This window comes from Burkholderia sp. WP9 (assembly GCF_900104795.1).
GTDB lineage: Bacteria > Pseudomonadota > Gammaproteobacteria > Burkholderiales > Burkholderiaceae > Paraburkholderia.
In genome coordinates this window covers 16862-39679 of sequence record NZ_FNTG01000001.1, presented here as the reverse complement: position 1 = coordinate 39679, position 22818 = coordinate 16862, and the positions used below count along the sequence as shown (strand labels likewise).

General features: G+C 57.1%; 13 protein-coding genes and 1 pseudogene. 7 read left to right on the top strand and 7 right to left on the bottom strand.

Annotated elements, in window-relative coordinates:
• Positions 1–87: 87 nt before the first annotated feature.
• Entirely contained in the window at positions 88–2925 is a 2838-nt protein-coding gene (locus BLW71_RS00175) for a type I restriction enzyme HsdR N-terminal domain-containing protein (protein ID WP_177204932.1), read from the bottom strand.
• A gap of 193 nt (positions 2926–3118) precedes the next feature.
• Between BLW71_RS00175 and BLW71_RS41990 the strand changes: the two genes are divergently transcribed.
• Both BLW71_RS41990 and BLW71_RS00165 read left to right on the top strand, forming a co-directional pair.
• The gene (locus tag BLW71_RS41990; RefSeq protein WP_218157107.1) at positions 3119–5491 is read left to right on the top strand and encodes an SEC-C domain-containing protein; all 2373 of its coding nucleotides are present in this window, start codon (positions 3119–3121) and stop codon (positions 5489–5491) included.
• Between the two features lie 87 nt (positions 5492–5578).
• Positions 5579–9343 (top strand): SIR2 family protein, encoded by a 3765-nt coding sequence (locus tag BLW71_RS00165; protein ID WP_091792508.1) that lies wholly within the window; start codon positions 5579–5581, stop codon positions 9341–9343.
• Positions 9344–10024: 681 nt separating this feature from the next.
• On the opposite strand, the gene BLW71_RS00160 is transcribed toward BLW71_RS00165, so the two are convergent.
• The 4 genes from BLW71_RS00160 to BLW71_RS00135 form a co-directional block, all read right to left on the bottom strand.
• Positions 10025–10333: a helix-turn-helix domain-containing protein gene (locus tag BLW71_RS00160; protein ID WP_091792507.1), complete on the bottom strand. Its 309-nt coding sequence runs from the start codon at positions 10331–10333 to the stop codon at positions 10025–10027.
• A 96-nt stretch (positions 10334–10429) separates the two neighbouring features.
• Positions 10430–11239, bottom strand: a complete 810-nt coding sequence (locus BLW71_RS00155) for a hypothetical protein (protein ID WP_091792506.1) — start codon at positions 11237–11239, stop codon at positions 10430–10432.
• 2 nt (positions 11240–11241) lie between these two features.
• Positions 11242–11436 carry a BPSL0761 family protein gene (locus tag BLW71_RS42735; protein WP_353615886.1) on the bottom strand — a complete coding sequence of 65 codons (195 nt, stop codon included), beginning with the start codon at positions 11434–11436 and terminating at the stop codon, positions 11242–11244.
• Between the two features lie 1162 nt (positions 11437–12598).
• Entirely contained in the window at positions 12599–13207 is a 609-nt protein-coding gene (locus BLW71_RS00135; protein WP_177204931.1) for a hypothetical protein, read from the bottom strand.
• Between the two features lie 342 nt (positions 13208–13549).
• Between BLW71_RS00135 and BLW71_RS00130 the strand changes: the two genes are divergently transcribed.
• From BLW71_RS00130 to BLW71_RS00115, 4 genes are all read left to right on the top strand, one after another.
• The gene (locus BLW71_RS00130; protein WP_091792502.1) at positions 13550–14029 is read left to right on the top strand and encodes a helix-turn-helix domain-containing protein; all 480 of its coding nucleotides are present in this window, start codon (positions 13550–13552) and stop codon (positions 14027–14029) included.
• A 419-nt stretch (positions 14030–14448) separates the two neighbouring features.
• Positions 14449–15873 carry a hypothetical protein gene (locus tag BLW71_RS00125; protein WP_091792501.1) on the top strand — a complete coding sequence of 475 codons (1425 nt, stop codon included), beginning with the start codon at positions 14449–14451 and terminating at the stop codon, positions 15871–15873.
• Between the two features lie 690 nt (positions 15874–16563).
• Entirely contained in the window at positions 16564–18255 is a 1692-nt protein-coding gene (locus tag BLW71_RS00120) for an RNA-directed DNA polymerase (RefSeq protein WP_091800172.1), read from the top strand.
• Positions 18245–18967 carry a hypothetical protein gene (locus tag BLW71_RS00115; protein WP_091792500.1) on the top strand — a complete coding sequence of 241 codons (723 nt, stop codon included), beginning with the start codon at positions 18245–18247 and terminating at the stop codon, positions 18965–18967. Before BLW71_RS00120 ends, BLW71_RS00115 begins: the two co-directional genes overlap by 11 nt.
• 329 nt (positions 18968–19296) lie before the next feature.
• On the opposite strand, the pseudogene BLW71_RS00110 reads toward BLW71_RS00115, so the two are convergent.
• Both BLW71_RS00110 and BLW71_RS00105 read right to left on the bottom strand, forming a co-directional pair.
• Positions 19297–20067, bottom strand: a pseudogene (locus BLW71_RS00110) (thymidylate synthase); the annotation flags it as partial.
• Positions 20068–20322: 255 nt separating this feature from the next.
• Entirely contained in the window at positions 20323–21717 is a 1395-nt protein-coding gene (locus BLW71_RS00105) for a sigma-54 dependent transcriptional regulator (protein ID WP_091792499.1), read from the bottom strand.
• A gap of 537 nt (positions 21718–22254) precedes the next feature.
• Here BLW71_RS00105 and BLW71_RS00100 point away from each other — a divergent pair.
• The gene (locus tag BLW71_RS00100) at positions 22255–22749 is read left to right on the top strand and encodes a hypothetical protein (RefSeq protein WP_091792498.1); all 495 of its coding nucleotides are present in this window, start codon (positions 22255–22257) and stop codon (positions 22747–22749) included.
• Positions 22750–22818: the final 69 nt, after the last annotated feature.

Here is a 22818-nt window from a genome sequence, read left to right as displayed (position 1 = left end):
CTCGGTCAAACCCTGTTCACCCGTAGCTTCGAAGGCGGCGGTTCCTGGCGACTTGTGGTCAGCGCACACCTCCCGGACGGCTGACAGTTACTCTTCAGACCCGATGGGTAGCGACCTGCCTGTGACCTGATAAAAGTGACTTTGGAATTCATGCCGCAACCGCTGGCAAGCGGTTCTGAGAGCGGCCGTCTTGCCGTCGTAACCTCCCGTCAGCGTGCGCCCCGAGAATGACGGTGGAATTCCCGTGCCATATGCGACGTCTCGGAATCGTCGCCCAAGCGAATTCAGTTTGGCGGCGGTCTCGTCAAACCACCCTGCCTTGATGTCGGTTAGTCCTTCGGCCGGCGTGCCTCTGACGACACGAACGGCAACATCGGCCTCGTCGGCGACCGGGTGCCATAGCGCTGTAATCCATGGTCGGCGGCCGGTGCTCTTCGGCTGGAAATAGACCTCCCACGAACGGGGCAACAGAGTGTACGTGGCCAAGTCGTTCGCGACTTCACTGAAGTTCAAAGCGATAAGCTCGGCGTATGCCGCGTCGGCCCGCGTATAGTACTGCTGCAACGTCTCGTCGCGTTCGTCCCAGTCCCGAGTCCACCATTGGTCGTCGCCGCCAGAGTTCCACCAGACCGTCGCCTCGCTAACGCCTGCTGTTGCCAATACGTCGAGGTCGACGAGAATCTCGTCAACTGAGACCTCACAAAGTACGCCGCGTATTGAGCAAACATAGGTTTCCCCTCGATATTTTTCCCAGAATGCCAGTTGCTGGCTGATATGGAGGGAAGACTCCACGGCAGCCCGTCCCACGAGGAGGAGACGTAAGCGGCTCAACAGCCGCTCTTCATGCCAAACTGGACCGCCGCGCAGGTGGGAGTCCGATATGAGCTTGTCCAGCGAGCCGTGCAGCGCTTCCAGTCCAATTTCACGGCCCATTGGGGCGAAGTCTTGCCTGCCGAGACGGGATTCGCGGTACGGGTCCTCGCCCGTCTCTTCAGCGTCCCCGCCGAAGAGTGAAAATCGGACAGCCGTACCTTTATCAGAGAGCTTCACGGCCGCATGGACGGTTGTCGCGCGGACGCCTGTGGCGGTCGCTATCAAATCCGCAAGTAAGCCGGGGAAAAACCGTCGCGCCGGCGCCATGAAGCCATCGACGACCTCCGTAGCCATATTCGCTTCAACATCCGCTGTCGACAGGGAGTTGTGACCTTTCGCCGCCTTCCCCCGGAAGCGGACTGCGTTGAGATAGCCTTCGAGTCCGAGAGATGTGAGTTGAGTGAGCACCTTGCGCTGCGCATCAGTATCTGTCGTCAGTGCGGAAAGAAGAACGGGGAAGAAGGCGTCGCTGTTAAGTCGACTCGCGTGAATGACTGTGTCCGGGTCTATGTGGACGGCTTCGACGGTCGCCTTCGCACGCAGATAATCGGCCAGTGCCTCGTGCTCGACTTCAAAACGGCCGTCGCTTTCAATGATTGCCCCTAGCTCAACAAGCCTGTCGAGAAACTCAAGAGGGAGGCCCCTCTCGCTCAGGGCCTCGGAAATTTCCGATACAGTGGCCGCGCCGTCCCACGTCCGAAGCGAGATGGCTGTCAAAGCGCTTTCGAGAGCGGCGTATGTCGTGGGCTTGTGCTCACGGCGGCGAAGTGCTTCTCCCAGCCAGAATCGAAACAGCTCGGCCAAATCGGTCGGCAGCTTGCCATTCTCGGCATAAAACTCAACCAGTCGAGCAAAGATGAGAGGGCTACCCGCTATCCTCTTGAAAAAGTCGGGCAACAACGATGGGACAACCGCGAGCCCGTCGCCATCCAATGGCGATTTCGCGCACCGGATGACCCTTTCCAGTTCCTTCTGTTGCCCAAGGTCTAGTGGTTGCAGATAGTATGTATCGGCTTTGAGTTGGGGAGCTGTGCCCCGACGCGAAAACACGGTCAATCTCGTGCGGGGTGAATCTCTGAGCAAGAGGCTCAGTTCGGTCTCTATATGCGGCCGCCGGGAGTCCGGAACGCGGTCGAACGCATCACAATGCAAGTTCAACCCATTTGTGCGCAATATCTCGCCGAACATGGACGGCGTGAATTGCGGACAGTGCGCAACTATCCTGTCGTACGCGAACTTTCTGATGTCGCCGTGAGACGCCGCAGCGTCAGGAAGCGAAATTGCCACGGGAATGGGGCGCTCCATCAGAAGGCGTCGGCGCACCAATGCCTGCTGAAACATCCGCAACAAAGAAAACGATTTACCCATGCCTGACGGGGCGTAAATCACGGTTAGCGGCTCAAGCGCCACGTACTCGTCGGCAGAAATCGGTTTCGAGTCAGCAGAGGGAAATTCTGTGCGAAGAAGCGTCCGATTTACCAGCGCTTCGCCGGCCGCCAGTCTCGAAAGTTCGGCGTTTTCATATGCTGACAGGTCCCACGCGACGTCGCGCAGGTTCGGCTCGCGAATCTGCGCGCGATACGCCTTAAGGCTTTCCCGACCGAGACTCGCTTCGATTTCGGCTCGATGAGCGGGTAGGTCGCAGACTCGACAGTTGACAACGAGCTCGGATTTACCTGTGCGACGATACTGCCAGACCTCAAGCGTGCGACCGTCCGTGACAACGTGCACGAGAGCGTGCAGTCTAAGCGCGTATGACTCCGCTTGGCGTCGGGCCGGCTCCATCCGTTCGCCAGGCCGTTTGGCCTCTATCACAAGGAGAGCGTCACCCTCATCCCGCGACGGGCCATCGAATATAACGAAGTCCGCATATTTGATTGTGACGGCACGGCCGTCCTGAAACCTGATGGGGTGCTTCGCTGCTATGTCGTCGCCGCCATAGCCCAACGCATCGAGCAAGGGCGCGATGAGCTTGACTTCGACCGTCGCTTCGTTTGCCGCATCAGCGATGGCCGGAGGGCAGTTCCAGATGAGTTCGGTACCTGGCGTCAATTTCGTTCGTTCGCTATATGAGTACGTCCGCAACCGACAGGTGCTGACAGCCGTTATCTCCCTTGGCTCAAAGGCGGACGAGGCTCATTATAGGCGCAAGCTGTATGACCGCCTTGAATGGCACGAGTGCAATCCGCATACTCACCACTGACGACAGCAGATGGCTGTACGCCCCAAAAGAAAGAGAAAATTTATGGCCAGACGAAACAGGAAGCAGCCGCGCAATGGGAGCGCACATAATGTCGTTCGTGTGGGGCCTCGGATTGACCTGGCGCCCGCCGTCGAGCGCTCGCGCCTCAAGCTCGAAAAGCTTGCGGAGAAGATTAAGAGCAACGTGCTTCGAAATGACCCGAAGCAGCTTCTTGGCTATCTGTGGTCGCGACTCCTTCTTGTGGCCGTGAAAGGTGACGCAAATGATGCAACCCGGACAACGCAGATAGAGATTCTCCAGATGGCCTTGGAGTACCTTCACGCCGTGCTGTCGTGCTTCACTCCAGAAGACGAACAGGCGCCCACGTTCAGTGAGAAAAGCGGCATTGAGCTCGTCGCGCTTTGTGAGCAGATGCACAAGGCCGCCAAGTACTACGCGCTGGTCAGCACCCCGCAACGTGGCGATGGCGAATTCGGACCCGAGACGTCGCGGGTCGAGATATTCGCCAAAGCGAACTGGGTTACGCTGCGCGGGCACCGTTATCAAGTGCTCGAAGGGGAGTTTTTTCGCTTCGTGCTCGCACCACATGGGGAGGCTTTGCATCGCGCATATGGGATAGGAGCGAACGAGGTCGCCGCCGGCATCCAGCAGATTGCGCATTCGATGATGCAAGGGCACGACGAAGCGTTTGCTGTGCTGCGGGAGGGCCAGAGCAGGCTTTCCGCACTCGTCGAACAGGGCGTCGAGGAAGAACAGGCAGCCCGGATTTTGCGCGCTGAGGACCCGGGCATATTTGAGCGTGGCCAGGCGGCGATAGTCGATATGTTCCGTGGCGGAATTTGTAACCTTTCGCGTAAAACGAGTCTCCCTGAAGCGCTGCTCGTGGACCTTGCTTTCGAAAGAGGGGGCAACGGGGAGTTTTTTGCACCGGGTGATTTCTGCGGGACTCCCTATCGAACATTGCCGGCGCGCGTGCGACCAGCCGTGAAGCTAGATGATGGCTACTACGCGACCGACGTTGCCTTCATTCGCGACAGCGCCTACCGCGCCATTCAATGGGGCTTGCGGGAACGGCTGCCTGACTACCGTCAGGCTTGGAACACGAATCAGCAACGGATGTCGGAAGACGCGTTCGAACTCATTTGTTCCTCGCAATTGCGTGGTGCCCAGGTATTCAAAGAGGTGTACTACCAACATCCCGAAACTGGCAGGTGGGTCGAGAACGATGTCCTCGTGTTGATTGACGACGTGCTAATTCAGCTAGAGGCAAAGGCCGGCGCCATGCCGATGCATAACCCGGCCACGAACTTTACGAATCACGTCAGGGGCGTCAAGCAGCTCGTGACTGCGGCGTACGAGCAATCGAAACGCTTCTTCGAATATGCGGCCTCAGCCGAAAGGGTCCCGCTCTTCCGTCTAAATGAGGGGAACTATGAGGAAGTTCTCCGCCTACGCCTCGCTGACTACCGCGTGTGTATTCCTGTCGGGCTTACCGTAGAGTCATTCGCGCCGTTTTCGACGATGTGCAAGGAGCTGCCCGGCATTGACCCGATATTGGGCAAGCACCCCTTCGTTTCACTGTCGATTGACGACCTCTTCGTTGTGACTAAGGTCCTGCCAGGCGCCGGCGAGTTCTTTCACTACCTGAGCGTGCGTCAGCAGGCCGCCGGCATCCGCAGGGCTATGGTCTTCGATGAACTCGACCACCTGGGGTTTTACATCAAAAAGAACCGCTTCGATTGGGACCTCATTGAGTTGAAGCGCGGCGGCGACGAACTGTTAACTACCGGCTACTCTGACGTTATCGACCGCTACTTTGTGGACGACTCGTGGGCTGACCGGCCGCGTCCTCGACAAGACGGGCCTCAAGAGTTTTGGTCGCTGTGCCAGGCCCTCGATGAGGCGCGAAAGCCTGGGTGGCTCGCTGCGCAGGCCTGTCTCCTCGACTTCGACGGGGATATGCGCACATTGGTCGCATCGAAAGTCGCTGAGCTGTCTGCGTCGCTTCAGAGAAACGCAGAGCGATGGACTATGTTCGATGTTAATAGCGAACCTGTCGTACTGTGGTTGCGCCGCGAAGACGCCGATGCGAATCTCGAGAAGCTTGCTCACGAGGCTGAGGCTTTCGCCTTGATGCAAAGCTTGCCGGTAAAAGCCTTTGTGCTGACCTACGATGTCGCGCTCAGTCTGGTTGATGCGTATCTGCAGGTCGTTGATTTTCCGGAGGTCGGGTCGCAGCGATATGCTGCAGCCGAAGCCCGGGCGGCGGAGCTGCGTCAACGGGCCCAAAACTTGAAACCCGTCCCGAATCATCCCCCGAGGTTGCCGGGACGAAATGACCATTGTTGGTGCGGAAGCGGCGTCAAATATAAAAAGTGCCACCTCGAAGAGGATAAACGCCACCAGGTGTTGTAGTTCGTCGAGCGTTTCGCGACGGTGCTGCGCCATGCGCGCAGAATATCGGATACTGTGGCATCACACTGCGGAAGGCATTCTGTAAATATGGACCAAATAACTGCCTTTGAAGACCCGTATAAAGCACCAACGTCGATAAAGGAAGCGGCGAGGAAGGGAGAGTTGGTAATATTTGTGGGCGCAGGCGCGTCAATGTTGTGCGGCAGTCCGTCGTGGCAAGAGTTCGCTCACGGAATGATTGACCAGCTGGCCAAGCAGGTGGGACTGGACTACTCCGCCTCGCAGCAATTGAAAAACATATCTGATGCCCGTCGCAAAGCGTCGGTCGCCAAGGAGATATGGCTTGGTGCCGAGACGGATATCGACTTCGACCGGATTCTCCATCCGCCGGGTTCGCCACGTGACGAGGGTGTACGCCTATATCAGCTTCTGGCAAACATCGGTGCTGTCTTTGTCACAACGAACTATGACCGTTGGCTCGATGAAACGCCGGCCGCTCCAATCACTGCGACTCCCAAAGATAACACTTTACCGGCCCACGACCCAGCAGTAAGCGCACGCAAGGTATTTCATCATCGTAACGACCTCAATATCGCGCGGCTAGATGAGCCAGGGACCGTGTTGCATCTGCACGGCAGCTGGGCCGACCCACACGGAATGGTCATCTCGCTGAGTGATTACATTCAGCACTACGCCGATGGGTACGTTGATGCCTTCCTGCGTGAACTGTTCAGCCGAAAGACCGTGCTGTTCCTCGGCTACAGCATGTCCGACATGGAGGTATTGGATTACATAGTTAGGGCGAACCCGACGCCCAGTGATGTACGGCACTATCTCCTTTTCCCGTACCTGAGTTCTGAAAAAGTCCAGATTTTTTACCTGCAACGCTATTTTCGTAACCAGTGCGGGATAAATCTCCTTCCATTCTGTATTGACAAGAGTGGCTATAGCGAGCTCGTTAGCGTCATCGAGTCATGGTCAGGACAGGTGGATGTTCGCCCTCCGCACTTCGTACAGAAGCAGGAGCTGATAGACCAGGCACTCGCGAAATCAACGTCGGAACCTTGGCGAAAGGCCGCCCTCGAGCTTATCGCGAACGACGAAGACCTCGCCGGATACTTTTTCGCTCGGGTCAAAGGCAAGGAATGGTTTGACGCCTTTCTTGCTGCGGGCTTTTTCGCCGCAAACCAGAATCCTGCACCGAAACCCTCCGAACGAGAGGCGCATCTTGTTTTGATACCGCTTTGGTCCTGCCTTCCATATCTTGAGCGTGTATCAGGAGAGTGCTCAGTCGGTACTGACGACCGCATAGCGACTGAAATCACCAACATCATCAAACAGGTCAGCGAGCTCGATGCCCCAGACAATGACCGGACGTGGTGGTTCTTCGCAAAATGCCTGACTGCGCTGCCACCGACTTTGGTGCCTACGCAGCTACTGGAACTAACCAGTCGATGGTTCGAAAGCCGATTTGACTCGTCCCTCTTTGGCTACGAACTGGCTATCCATCTGTTGCCCCGGCTTTTAGAGGATGATTCAGCTGATGCCCCCGAGAAAGTCAACGCGTTATTCAATGTCCTGTGCCGGGTAAAGGGTATCGAAGCAGATTCCGACGGTAATAGATTTGGCGAAGCAACGTCAGTGATAACTGACCACTGGTTGTCCGAGATGATGACCGCACGCGCCAGAGATGTTGCAAAAAAATGCGGTACGGCTTGCATCCCAAACTTGGTCCAACGCTTGACTGATGCCCTTAAAAGCCCGGAGGACGACAGGTATGGGTATATCTGGCGAAACACGATAGAAACTGGGGCAACGCAATACGAACTCGCGAACGCCAGGGATTCTTTGATAAACGGATTACGCGATGTGCTTGACGTCTGCTGCTCAGCCGCTCCCGGCGAAGCTATCCCCTACATCCGCTCGCTGCTAACGTCAGAATTTGCTACTTTGAAGCGCGTAGCACTTAATGCAACTTCCGCGCACTATCCGGCGGTAAGGGAAGCGTTCTGGGAAACACTCGACTCTTCCTGGTTTGTCATTGAACACCAACATGAACTCTACCTTCTTCTAAAAAACAACTTTCTTCAGTTCTCCGTGGCCGAGCAGACAAGAGTCTTCCATCTCATCATGAATTTGTCCGGTGAGTGGAGCGACCAGAGCAAAGCTGACTACTACAACGGAAATCTCCGGCGCGACTGGTTGTCTTCCCTCGCGAATCAAGGCTTCGAGAATATAGACAAAGCATTCGACGCGCTTGTGCAACAGTATGGACCTGTCGAAGGGCGTCCAGAGCTCCCCTATGCGTCCCGTGACGTCAGCGTTTTCTCTGAAGCCAGTCCGATATCGTTCGAAGAGATGGTTGCAATGGAGACGGCGGAGATATACCAGCATTTGAAGGACTTCGTTCCCTCGGGCCGCTGGGACGAAGATAGCGACGCGGGTCTGGCGCGCGTCTTGAAAGAGGTAGTCAAACGCGTCCCCGAAAAGTTCATTGACGAGTTGCACCGGTTTAACGACCTCCGCTGGGTTTATCAGGAGGCCCTCTTCGCAGGCATGTTCGCACGAGTCATCGATGGCCTCGACCTTTCATGGCAGCAAGTAGCGAGGTTCTGCGTCAGCATTTCCGAGTGCGAGCAAATCTGGGTAAAGTACACGGCCGAATCCGCATCAGACGGTAGTTTCGACGTGCACCGCTTGCTCAACTCAATGCTCGACATGTTAAGAGTGGCTCTCGAACGACGCGAATATCAATTCCGGAGCGACGTCTTGGAGGACATCGGACTGGCCGTCGCTACCTTGTCCACACGCTCGGCTCCGTCACAAACGTTTTCGCTCGATGCTCCGATGGATACGGCGCTTAACACGGTCCACGGACGTGCCATTTGGACATTGCTGGCTTACGCACTGCACGTTGACCGCAACGAGGACCGAACCGGCGGTGACAAGAAGCGCGCGTGGCAGTGCATACAGGTTCCATGGAACCAACTGCTCCAGAATTCCAGAGAAAGACGGGACCATGAGTTCCACGCTTTGGCGGCCAGACATCTGTTGCAGCTTTTGTACCTAAACGAGGAATGGACCCTCGCCAACATACTCAACATATTCCTGCTTGATGATGACGAGCTTTGGAAAAGTGCAGCCCATGGGTTCGCTGGCGTGCCATTCTATTCACCCCCCCTTTATTTAGCGCTTCGGTCTTCTGGCGTCCTCGCGCAATTGGCTGCCAAGAGCATGCCATATCGGCAAACACGCGAAAGAGCGAGTCAATACATCACCTTCGCCTATCTTTCTGGACTCGAGGAGCTTGCCGATGTGAGGAGTTCGATTTGTCAAGTGCTCGCGGACTTATCTGATAGCAACGTGGGCCAAATCGTGTGGTTCCTATGGACTTTGCGCGGAAGCATTGTTGGCGAGCAAACGCCGAGAATCATTGCATTCTGGGCATATCTTTCAGAGAGAATTGCAGGTCATGAGGAGCAACACAGAGAACTCCTCTCCAAACTCAACTTTCTTTCGGCATTTATCGATGCGCTAAACACGTCGACAACGACGCTGTGGATGCAGTGCGCGCCGTATGCGGATGTTTCACACAATGGTTCCGTGCTAGTGTCAAACTTCGCCCGACTTGTAACGACCCACCCTGAAGGAATTGGGCAGATTTTCAACGCCACCCTCCAGTCGTTCGTACCCACATATGACCCGGTCGATATAACGAAATGCGTCGAGCAACTTTATCTGGCGGGCGCTCACGAGCAGGCCGACTCTATATGTGAAGTCTATGAGCGCAAGGTGCCCGGATTACTCCGCGACATCTACAACAAGTACAACGGAGGCGCACATGGGGGATGAGCGTATAGCGATGGCTTGTGCCGAATTGTTCTCGATAGTACCGCCCCGGTACAACCGTGGACTAACAGCTCGTTGTCGCCGCTCTGTGCGAAGCGCGCCGACGTCGACGGAGCCATCGAACAGGCTGGCGACTACGCAAGGTCGCCGCTCATAATGCAACCAGCAAGAGGGGAATCAATCGACCACAGTTGCCGATACATACGCTCGGCTAGTGGAGAGCTATCTGCGTTCTTCAGATGTCAGTGGCAACGCCCTCGCGGACACCATAGCACCACGTCATTGTCGCTGGATGACCTCGCGGATGTCTTGTTGTGCTCGTGAGAATATGGCCCAAGATTAAAAAGGGCTCAAAGTAAATGAATTCGGCGTGCGGGATATGCGCCGCATAGCGTCGTTGCAAGCAGCAGCTCAATAGCACCCCGCCGGCGCCTCGTTCCGTGTTCGGATTGCCCTCCTTTAAGGAGACATATCCGCCCAGCGTGGTGGATAACTTTTTGCGACCACCATCATTTGACGATGTGACTCCGCCAATAAAAGTCAACGCCCATGTGCGAAGGCACGATAGGAACCACATCCCGATGACTACTGCAGACGCCGCATAATTCATTGATTTCATGGAATTGGCCGTATCAACCTCTATACCGAGTTTTTCACGGCCAATTGGGGCAAACACGCGTCACGTCAGCGGCGCGGCAACCCCTTGAGCTCCGCGTCATAAAGTCCCAGGCGCTCAGTCGCCTTCATCATCCGGGTTAATCCGCTCCTCTGCTGGATTTTGCACCGCCTTTTGTAGGCCAGCAGTTGCGCCATTGAGAACCAACGACGACCGCCGCTTGGAGCATGTCGAATTGCTGACAGCTCGACTGACCGGACCAGCCTGTCGAAACATTCCCGCGACACGTGCAATAAGCGCGCGGCCTCGTCGATATTCAAGCGCCCGGGGCCAGCGGTGATGGCAGCCCGCATGTGCTTCAGCTTCCGCACCTTCACTGGATTTCCCTTTGGTCGAGTGGTGAGTCTCTCGCGATTGCATCGGCTGGCCCGGTCTGTGTCCGTATTCACTTGCTTATCTATTTCCCACCGAAACTACTTTATCGCGCCTTTAGACTCGCTCTCTCTGGCAGTTACGACGACGCGAAGTACGACGTCGACGATGCTGTCTTCATCCGCGACTTGGATTGAGCCTAGCTCGTAGGCCGGCGTTTCGTGGCTAACGATGACCGCACTCGCGATATTATCCACAACGCTCACGTCGATACGGGCCTCAGAGGTGGCCGGTGCTTGCCCGGCGGGATGCCGGGCGATGAATACAGTAGCCACAGGTGCACGCGGATATGGCCCGCACGGATGGATGTATCCGCCCGACCGTAGGGCTCCCGCCGCCCGCGTCCAGAGGTTCACTCTCGGGTCTACTTCATCCGCCGCCGTCAATGTGGGCTCCGTACCACTCGGCTTCCCCTCGTAACGGCCCACGTAAATCGTGACAACAGTTCGCGACCATTCAGCTGCGTACGCGGCCGCCATCCGGCGTAGCAACCGGTATTGACTCTCATCGCGAAGCGCTTCGATGGGCGAAATGCCTCCGATGTTAGCGTGCCTTGACGACAGATATCCGAGCCTGCAGGATGGTGGCGCCGGCACTAGCAAGCGGCAGATTGAATGCAGACGCTTGAGGTCAAGCTCTTGCGCCGCAAGAAATGCCGGAAAGCACGTCACGCCATCGACTTCGATAGAGAATATGTCTCCCTTTGACGTCATGCGAGCGAACAGGCGGTCGCCGACATGCAAACGCTCGCGGAATTCGCCGTCAGATATCAACTCCCCAGTCCGCAGCATCTCGCGCCTTGCAGCCATTGCTTGTCGCTCAATTTTGTCCCGGAAGGATATTTTGGGCATTTCTATATCCGTCTGGGCCAGTCGAGCCAAATCGTGTCCTTGGCGATGGCCGCCAGCATGCCATCGTCCGGGTAATGGCGCGGCACGTCATTGGCCCTTTCTCTCGCTGCCTGCCCGACGACAGGTTCACGCGACTGAGCTAACTCTGTCAGTAGCTCACGCGCACGGATTAATGCGCGAGCTCTCTCATCCGGCATCGTCATTCGCTTCCCCTTGTTAGCCGCATTCCGTTCGCCCATGCGTGAACAGGATTCGCATCTTGCTTCGGAATTGCGCGTATGAAATTATCAATCAAGGACCTGTGTGCGTCGAAAAAATCGCACGAAGGACTTTGAGAACGATGTCCCAGACACCGTCCTCATCACCATATGCTACGGCGGGGACATCAATCCGAGGCTCTCTTTCCGCTGTTATGCTCGCGAAGGCGCAACATCCATCCAGCACAACATCGAGCCGCGCGACCAGAACTTTAACGTCCGTAGAACGGTTCTCAACGCGCTCAACAAATACGGTCATCAGGTGACAAGGGATTGCCTTAGGCTCTAGCGGATAGTTATAGCGCGCCCTTTCGCTGAGGTTAATGAGCATCGCAGCAAAATGACAAGCGGCCGGCGAAGACAACAATCGTCGAACGTTTCGCAACTCGGCTTCCCCGCTCGTAGAGCTGACCAAGGGAAGCGCCTCACACTCTCCTAAGTACTCCCCTGCATAAGCTCGGGCTGACCATAAAATCTGTCGCCCCCTGTCGGCGCGCTCCATTCCGGCCTCCTCGTGTGACAGGCCCTCTGCTTACAAATTTGAGGGGCAGCCAGCTTACTGCTCATCTTCGGGCCAGACTATGCGCTGTCTCGGTCGACGGCTACCAGGGATGAGTTGTTCGCTTATGTCTTTCCAGGGCTGGCCGTTTCCGATGATTTCCTTAACTCTGTTAAACACATACTCCGCGTCGCTGTTGTACCCACTTCCACCAACTAACTCATACCTGCGTCCGCTGGCAGTCCGTGCGGTTCTGGCTTCGGCGTCCAGCTCTGTGATTGCGGTACTCACTCGCCCATCGTGCGTTTCGAGTGAGTACCCAACGAAATGTCTTCCACCACCGTCGAACTCTCTGATTGACCAAGACTCTAGGCGAACAACATCGTCATCCTCGTTCGGCGGCTGATGCAGGTAAAGTGACATTAATCGTCTCCGGCTGAGGAGTTGAGTTCGGTGGCTTACAGGTCGAGCTCTTCGTGAAAGACCCATACATCACGAAAGTTATCAGGACGTCCACGCTACTGTCCGCATGCGCGAGCAGCTGCGATATCGGACTACCCGGGCCGGCGAGTTCGTGGTGCAAATCGGTCGCTATCTGCATTCTCACCGCGTTACCCCCGAGCCGAGGAGAAAGCGCAGCTTGCGCTGAAACGACACATCCTCGCCTGCACGAATGGGTGAAATGTATTTCTGCGCGCGTTGCAGGTCTCGCGAACCAACAGTGGCACGCAGCATGTCGTCGTCAGAAAGCGGGTTCGACGCATGCTCTCCGAGCGTATGCAGATGTTCGATAAGACGAGCGCGTGCTTCGTCATCGAACCCGTGTTGCCGGTTCACATCGATGCGCCTCGAAGCAGTCAGCTCTGTAAATTCAAAATCCGGTGAAGCAATAACAACGAAAGGCTCCGCGCGACCGGACATGAAATCAAGTAAGGCCAACTCCTTAGTGTCACCAAGTGTCCGGACCACATTCACAATGTGTCGCCCGGACTCGCCACAAGCCGCCCGCAAAGTGGGAACGTCGTAGTAGAACGGCCAGTCGTTACCAATGACCACAACAGCGCCCGGGTGAGCGCCTAGCGCTCCTGCGAGCAGCGCCATATCCGCACCGAGCGAGCGGCTGGCCTCGGGCTCGCCTTCACGTGTTGTCAGCGACGGATGCTTTTGCATTGGACCCAAGACGCCGCTCACGCAAAAAAAGACGAACACCATATTCGCTCCAGCATGTACCTGCCTATCACGCTGCGCACGTCCGACAGCAGCAAGCTTTTCAATTCGACGGACGGCAATTCCGCGCGACCCAAGCCGGGACGAGGCATACCGGTTCAGCTCGCACCCAGCGACCGACGCGAGTTATCAATTCGGCCCCGAAGGGCCGCCCAAGGTGAAATCAATTTCACTTCCGCTCGGATGCGATTGCTGGCCCCACCGATAGAGACGCGACCGTGTGTGGCTATTGTATAGTTTACGGAGTGCTAGTTTCAAGCGTATTTTTTTAAAGCGTGCTTTTTTCATATAGTAGAAAACAAAGACAATGCACGCCAAAGTTCGGGCATGCCAACACTCGACGAAGCGGTCGCGCTCGGTCTGTCCGAGAGACTTAAAAAGATACGAAAACGCGTAGGTATTTCGCAAGACGGGCTCGCGGCGAAGGCGTCCGTCTCCAGAGCTAATGTCACCGCTCTCGAGCAGAAGCGCCACGCCAACGTGCGTCTGACGACACTGGTTCAGCTTGCAAACGTATTGGAGGTCGACGTGCTTGACTTCCTGCTTGACCGGGAGGAAGAAAAGCAACTGCCCGAGAAGCTGGAACCTCTCGAACGCGTCATTGCCAACGTAAAGGCTCTTCGCAAAAAAAAGAAGCTCAGCCAAGAGGCCTTATCTGAGGCGGCGGGGCACTTTCGAACGTATGTCGGAAGGCTGGAGAATCGGGTGGCGAACCCACTGTTGGTGGATTTGCAAGACCTGGGTGCCGCGCTCGACGCCACGCTTACCCGACTGCTTCAACCCCCCGAGAAACAAACTCGGCGTTGACCTAGCGATTGGCAGCGGGAAGGCCAGTCTGGCGGTCTCCCAGAAAACCGTGTCTGGGAAGTTTTTGGCGGAGAATCGAACGCAAGCCACGCAAGTTCGGCGATATGAAAGTGGCCGTAAATTCAGGATGCGCCCTTGAGGATGTCCTATGTCAAAATGGCCGGACGTCGACAGCTGCAGTCCCCGTAGGCGGCGATAGATGCAGATAGCGTCATCGTCCGCGTAGACTTTCTTTCTGGCACACTGCAGGTTGACCTGTCACGGCTATTGAATAGGTAATCATTAGCTGGAGCCACTTCCGCTTTGATTTTTTGCGTAATTGGCCGAGACCAACACGCGCGCCAGCACCGTCACGTGACAGCAGATGCGGTTTTAACGACAGAAATCGCCACAACATTCACCTCTGCACTAGAACAACGATGCCTGCCCCTCACAATGCTGAAAACGTCGACACGTTTTTGCGGACAATTTCGCCGTGGGGAGACGCTTACGGTGCTGCGACCTTATCGTTCGTTGCTGTAAAACGCGAGGATAGTCTGGAAGTCGTACATGCCCATCTGGTTCTCCCGAACGGCCCCATTGCGCGGAGCGACCTTCGTTTCGAAACGACCTCTCTCCTCGCAGGCCGGTTCAGACTGGACATGGCGAATCTAACGGTCGAACAGGCGGTCCGCGACTTTGCCGACGCTGGCTTGGAGACCCCTTTCGGCCGACTGAGGTTATTGCTCGATGCTGACGGAACTCTGGCGACCTTCCTCCAACTGTGGAAGACAGGTCTTCGTGACGGTGAAGCACGAACGATAGCTTTGGCGCTATCGGGCTCAGCACGGCCTCTCGGTCAAGACGAGCTGCCCTATTTCACCGAAGTACGTTCGTGCGCCACGCCCTTTGCCTCACTTGACGAAATGGCCATCGCGGTAAATGACATCCCTTTACGGCGAGACATTTCCCTTCTGGAAATCACCGCCGCAAACTGTGTGCAGGTTGATTTCGGTCGTCGGGTCACCGGCACTGCTGCAAATCCGGCGCTGGTTCTGTCGCCAAATCTCGATGAATCGAAAGCTAGTCTTGGTCTCGCTATCTTCAACAGGGGCGCAGAGCCAACGCGCGTTCAATACAGTGGCGACCAACTTCAGTGGCAGGTCGACGAGCGTGGTTTTAACATCGGAACCATATATATTGACGTTCCCGAAGGAAGCGCGATTCGATGCTTTGCTGCATATGACGGTGCACCGCAATGCATTGGGTGGATAGGCGACCCGGAGAAGATGCCGAACCTTCGCTATGCTTTGCATGCGACATTCGACGCGGAGCTCCAGGTTTTGCAGCGGTATCTTTTAGATGAGGACCACCACCAAAAACATTCAAGGGATTTCGAGACCGGCGTCGCGGCCTTATTGTTTATGCTTGGATTTTCAGTCGAAGCTCTCGCCGGCAAGCCCCTCGAAAACGGGCCCGACCTCGTGGCGACGACACCCAAAGGCGAGCTCGTCTTGGTGGAGTGCACCATCGGGCAAATAAACAAAGATGGGAAGCTTGGAAAATTGGTCGACCGCGCCGCTTCGGTGCGCCGTTCGCTGCAGGGCGCTGGCCACAATCCGGCACGCGTACTCCCAGTCATCGTATCGCCGAGGCCATTGGAAGCAATCGCAGACATTACAGCAGCAAATTCCATGGGTGTCGTGGTGTTCACACGGGAGGACCTCGAGGCCGGGCTGCAGCTTGCACGCAACCCGCAAGACCCCGATGACTTGATTGCGAAGCAATGGGAGAAACTGCAAAGACAGCTTGATGCGGCCCGGGGGCAAATGGACCTATTTGCCACGGCCGGCGAGCTGCCGTGAGAACCATGGCGAGCTGAAAGCAAGTGCATTTTCAACCGAGCGTATTCTCTCAATGTGTAGAGCACCGCGCTCATTGGCTTGCCCGTATGCTTCATCGGTTTGTCCATCGGTCGATATGCCGTCTATCGCGACCGAGCGCATATGGAAGAGACAACGCGCAGGCAGCAACAAATAGCAGCTTCCGAAAGCGCAATGTCGAAGGTGGAGCAGTGGTCTAGCTCGACTCATCGTTCACTTGGTCGCCACCGTGAGCGTGAGGTGGCGAAGTTGGCCTGTGCAAAGAAGGCGGGAGAATATTTTACGTAGCGGGCCATCACCGACTGCAGCCAGTCCTTCAACGGAAACCGCTTCTATGTTCTCGGTAGTGCAGCCTCCGCCCGTGCGTCGTAGCGCCTGTCCGCCCAGAGTTAGCCGTCTCGGATGTACCGTCTCCGCGACCGACGGCACCTCTCCGTCGACGGCGAATGTGCCAGTCAACGCACACTATGAACCGACCGGATACGGCTGACAGTGCGATACCGGGTACGTGGAACGCGGGCGAGCATGTAACAGACTCATTGTGCCGCCTCATGCGCATCTCGACATTTCCGGTCACGGATGGTCCTGCTACTCTGGCTTCGAGCAGAGCAGAGATACGTGGCAGTCGCACTAGATGTTTACTTCGATGTATATCGAAAACGGGAGACTTGCTTGCTGAAGCCCGCACTCGACCATTTCGAGCGCGCCGCGCGCGAAGTTGCTGCACACGGTGACAACGACACGCTTCCGTTTGACTTGGACGTGAAATTTTGCGGCGACCGTGCGAAGGACCTCGCTACCATCGCCTTCGGCTTTTACGGAGAACTACGCGATGGGCCGCCTAAGGACAACCATGAGCGCATCGCTTGCATGCGCATCTACAGCGAGCGACTTATCGCCCCCTCTGGTCCTGCTGGCTTCCGCGTGGTCACAAAGATTCATCATTTCTGGAACGTTTACCTTAACGGTCTGGCCATCGCAATTGCCGAGGCGATAGAACCACAGCGGAAAGCCACCGTCCACTCTTACCGGTTTCTTCCCGGTGCCGGAGTGCAGTTGTTTGACCCGGCTCGGTCGTGGCGCGCATTCAAGGAGGAGACTGTCCGTAGCGCTGACGCCGCTGGCACAGATGCCATCGTCGTTCAGACTGATATCTCCAGCTTTTACGAGCACGTCTCTCACCACTACATCGAGAATTTCATCAACGACCTTGGCGGAGATAGCAAGCAGGTCTCGAAGCAAATCAACGCCTTGTTGGGTAAGCTGTTCGCCGGCAGGTCCTTTGGACTTCCTGTGGGCGGCCAAGGTGCGCGCATTCTTGCGGAACTCTTCCTCAACCAAGTCGACAACGCTATCACAGCTGCCGGCGTCACTTGGCACCGTTACGTCGACGACTACGTCTTGATTGCTGCGAATACAGCCGAGGCTTACCGCGCCCTTGGCGTGCTGGCACAGAGTTTGATGGATTATGGCCTCAGCCTGAACAAATCCAAGTCCGTGTTTCTGTCCTCAAAACACTATCGAGACTACGTCAATTCCCAGTTAGGCGCAGGTGATGACGAGGCAATCAAACTCCGAACCATCGACCTCAAGTTCGACCCATACTCTGACACGCCAGACGACGACTATGAATCGCTGAAGGAGACTGTCGAGACGCTTGCGATTCGGAGCCTGCTGAACCGGGAACTTGAAAAGGCGTTGCCCGACACCTTCCTGGTGGCCCAGATTGGTCGTACGATGCGACTGCACGACCCAGACATCGCACTGGAAATCGCTTCAACGCTGCTGGCCAGCAAGAATCTGCATGCTTTTCGCGCATCCTTCTCGACCATTATGCGTGGCATCGCCCATCTACACGCTGACCCACGCTTCGTGTCCATCCACGAGCGTATCGATTCGCTGCTCGACGCGGTGCCAAATCACTCGAGTCATCTTCTCGAAGTTGACACGAGCCTTCTCCATTACATGCGGTGCCTGAGATTCCGTAGCACAACGGAACGCGCTCTCTACGTTCGCCGGCTCTACGACTCAACTCAGCTGGATACCGTCCGACGCGCTTGCCTAGACTGTTGGCGTAACTGGGGCGACAGGACCGGATTCAACTACCTCCGAAATCGCTGGCATCAGATGACGCCCGAGTGCCAACGTCTCTTCTGGCTCGCCGCCTTCAAGTTTGCTGACGAAGGCGATGCCACGCAGCGACAGTTTCGCCACGCCATCACTCAAGCGTGGGCTCTGGGCGTTGAAGTACCGTTAGACGAAGAGAAGGATAAGGAAAAGCTCAAAAAGCATCCGCGAGGCGCTGAACCCCGGTTCGCAACCGTCTATGAAAAATGGGCGAAGGAAGTCAAAGATGCAGATTGACCCGCGCTCCGTCGCTCGCGAAATCCCCGGCATCCTTGATGAGGTATTTCCGCAGTTGACACCGGGAATCGTCGCGCACTTCAATTCGCGAGCCAGCAAATTCAATGTTCAAGAGCTGCCCCCAGCATTGCTTTCTCAGTCCAGGCTACAGCGCGCCATTCTGTTCGAGCTTGGATATACGCTTGCAGAACGCATCATGACAGGTACCGCATATGACTGGGCCGAGTGCATTGAGGCGACACTGCAGCGGCAGGGAGCATTCTTCGACGCCGTGCTTCCGGACAAAATCGAACCGGCTGACCGAACGCTCGCTGAAATCGTCGCGCAGAATCTTTCGACCAGGCTCAGGACGAAGAGCCACCAGCAGAACCAGCCGGTCGTTTTGCGTCCAGCCATCCCAGGATTGGAGTGGATTGGAAGCGGGCAAGGCGACTTTGCAATTGGCCCCTCCCTCATTGAAGTCAAGTGCTCGGCCAAACGCTTTTCAGCGTCCGACTACCGTCAAATTGCCATCTACTGGCTCTTGAGTTTCGCGGCCGCTGTCGAAGGTAAAGGCGAAGAGTGGCAGGACTTTGTTCTGCTCAATCCTCGTAGTGGCGAAGAAGTATCGGTGCGCTACGACCCCTTTCTGGCATCAATCAGTAGCGGAAGAACGAAAGTTGACATTCTCCAGGTATTCCAGACGCTCGTCGGGTCACGGCTAACCCGTTAGAGTGTTAGGACTATTCATGTAGCGCTTTTTTCCGAAAACCGGCGACAAGGGAAAGAACAGCGAATCGCCAGCCCGCAGCTACGCCACTGTTTATTTAGGGCTGGAACGCCGACCGAGACGGAGCGCACGTTTGACCGGGTGCAACGTGGAAGAGAAAGGAGGGTTCATTTGGAGCCGCGACCGAGTACATGCGCCTGTGGATTAAATGTGGATAAGTAAAAAGCCGGCGCAGTGTCTTGAAGGCGAAATGGTACTTTCCAAAAAAGTGCCATGCCAAATTCGGCTGAAAGCCAATGTCAGTGGTATGTTGGTACTAATTTAGGTTCCACAAAGATATGCACGTCACCGATGAAATAGGTGAACCACCGCGGCGTATAACCCGTCAGACGACCGACCAGGTGCAGCAACGCCGCGCCTTCGGTCAGATTGAACGGCGTCCCCAAGCCCACGTCATTGCTGCGGATATAAAGGCACAGCGAAATTTCCTTGCGCACCACGTTCGGCACGAACTGGTAAAGCAGGTGGCAAGCCGGCAGCGCGATCTGATCCAGCACCGCGGGGTTCCACGCATGAAACAGAATGCGCCGGTCCGCCGGGTTCTGCATGATCGTGTCGAGGCATTGGCGCAACTGGTCGATCGCTTTGTACAGCAACACTTTGCGGCTGCCATCTTCTTCGAACTCGGTCACCACCTGGAAGCCGCGCGCGGTCGCGTCGGCAAGCTGCGCGCTCGCGTCTGCGTTCAACACCTTGTAGGCCGGCCACTGGCGCCACTGCACGCCGTACACGTCGCCGAGATCGTCCGGGCCTTCGCGATAGGGATTGGCGAGCCACTGCGGATTCTGGTTGGCGTTCGCGTCCCACACCTTGCAGCCGAGGTCGCGGAAATCCGCGGCGCTGCGCGAGGCGCGCAGAAACCCGACCAGTTCACCCACCGCCGATTTGAACGCCAGCTTTTTCGTGGTGACCGCGGGGAAGCCTTGCTGAAGGTCGAAGCGCAACATGGCGCCCGGCATGCTGATCGTGCGGATGCCAGTGCGGTTCTCCTGCCACGTGCCGGTGTCGAGAATCGTGCGGACGAGGTCGAGGTATTGTTTCATTCGGGTTCCTTCGACGCGGCGCCTGCCGGGTAAATCCGGGCGCCACGGGGATTGAGCGGAAAACCCGATTTTAACAAGCGCAGCCAGACGGCGCCCGGTCGGGGCGCGCGGCATCGAAATTATCTCGGGAAAAGATGAACGGAGATGGCGCGGCCGGACGGCGCGCCGCCACGCACAGCGCGGCTAATGCGCTCTGCATCAATCGCTGAAGTCCGCTCTAATGGCCGGCGCAAACCACGCGGCCCGTCGAACGATTTATAGATGCGGCACCGAAGCCGGCAAATCGCCGTGCGGCGAAGCCAGCGGCTCGCCCTCCATATGCCGCATGCCATGCGAGCACAAGAGCCGGTACAACGTGACGCGCGAGATGCCGAGTTCTTGAGCCGCATCGCCCAAACGCCCGCGGTGACGCAACAAAGCCAGCTCGATCGCCTGACGTTCGGCCGCTTCGCGCGCCTGCGCGAGCGAGACCGGCACGATCTCCACATATTCGGCGAGCTCCAGATCGCGCGCCGTGATCGCGCGGCCTTCGGACATCACGATGGCGCGCCGCACCCGGTTGATCAGCTCGCGCACGTTGCCCGGCCAGCCGTAGTTATGCAGTGCCGCGATCGCGTCCGGCGCGAAGCCGCGCAAGCGGCGGCTCGCATCTTTCTTGAAACGTTCCAGCATGTGCCGGGCAAGCAGTTCGATATCCTTACCACGCGCGCGAAGCGGAGGTTCGTCGATCTGCAGCACGCAGAGGCGGTGATACAGGTCGGAACGGAAACGGCCTTCGATCATCGCCGCCGTCATATCCACGTGCGTGGCCGAGATAATGCGCACGTCGACGTCCACCGCGCCGTGCCCGCCCAGCCGCTCCACTTTGCGCTCCTGCAGAAAGCGCAGCAGGCTCGCCTGGCTTTCGAGCGGCAGATCGCCGATTTCGTCGAGAAAGAGCGTGCCGCCGTTGGCCGCTTCCACCCGGCCGATCTTGCGCTGATTGGCGCCGGTGAACGCGCCGCGCTCATAGCCGAACAGTTCGGATTGCAGCAGATGCGGCGGAATTGCGCCGCAGTTAATCGGCACGAACGGCGCGTTGCGCCGGGCCGAGCGCTCGTGAATCGCGACCGCGGTCAGTTCCTTGCCGGTGCCCGATTCGCCCGAGATGAACACGGGCGCATCCGTCATCGCCACTTTGCGGATCGAGCGGAACAGCGCGAGCATGGCGTCGCACGAGCCGACCATTTCGCCTTCGGCGCCTTGCGACGCGTCGTTGGAAGCCGGCTCGCCCAAGGAAATCATGCCGTATGCATGACCGACCGAGTCGACGATCCTGTCGCCCGAATACGGCACGGTCACATAGTCGAAACAATAGTCGCGTACGAGCCGGCGCAACGCGGCGTCCTGCAGTTGACCCGGCATGGTGGCCGCGACCCAGCCGACGTTCGGCATGGTCAGGCACGATTCGAAGGCAGCGATTTCGTGTGGCTGAAAATCGCTAGACAGATCGAGCAGGCCGCCCGCCGCCATTCCGGCGCGAACCGCCCGGCGCACGTCGCGCGCCGACCCCACCACTTCGACGTGCCAGCCGCGCTGATGAAACCGAGTATTCAGCTCCGCGCTCGGATCGCGCGAAACGTAAATCAGTTGTCGCGTTGCGGGTTCCATTATTCAGATCCTCTCGTCAACGAACGTTAAGGATGACGCACGCACCTGAACCGAATTCAGACACGCTGACTCATTCGGGATTCGCGAAATAGCAAAAACCGAACGGGCATTCCATTCCGTGCGGACAGCTGATCCCCAAGAAAGCGGCGTGTGTGTGATTGAGACGGCCCTTTGGTGGGCTTTTTTAAAACTGAAGCTCTTTTCTGAGAGCTTACTATACGCGCGGCGCTTGGAAAACAGTTATGCGAATTTAATCGTGCACTCCTTACCCAGCAAGGCTCTGCGGGCAATAAACGGTTATTCAGCCGACGAATAAAAGATTAGTGGAAGCGCTTTTCCTAGCGTAGACCCCAAGGTACTTCATACCGCCTCAATTAACAAATTACAGGTATTTCCTCCTCATCGTTTCAGCGCTGAAACGTTTTTGTCCAAATTCTCAATCATTGCTTCGAGGTTTTGCTTCTTGTCCTGATGCACCAATGGATTGCGAGCGATGGCACACGTTTCGCTAAATGCTGTGCACCAAGGAGACACATCATGCGACCTGTTTTCCGCATCGATTTGAGCCGCACTGCACCATTGGCGGCCCTTTGCACCGCAATCGCGCTGACCATGCTGCCCATTGGCGCCAATGCGCAGAACGCCGAACCGGCCCAATCCGCCACGCTGGCGGAATCCGCCGATGCCGGTTCGGCCACTTTCTCCGAAACCACGATCACGCGAGCCGCCTCCTCCGATGCGAGGGCGCGCACCGCCGACGCCTTCCGCCAGGCCGCCGCGAACTCGCTCAGCATTCCGGCTGATGCTGCATCCGTGAACGATTTTGCACTCGACGACCAGATGCTCTCTCGGCAACGCGGCGGCGCGGTCGGCATGGTGATGGTCGCCGCCACGCCGCAGCTCATGCGCGGCAACAGTGGCGGCAGCAGCGTGACGCTGTGGGACGAGATCGCCCCGCCCTCGCCGCTCCCCGTCCCGATCGATGCGGCGCGCGCGGCCCAAGGCAACGTCGCCAGTTACCAAAGAAAGTAGACCGAACGAATTAGCGATGCAGACAGGGGTGGCGGTGTAGCGAACACACCGCCCGCATATAAGACAAGA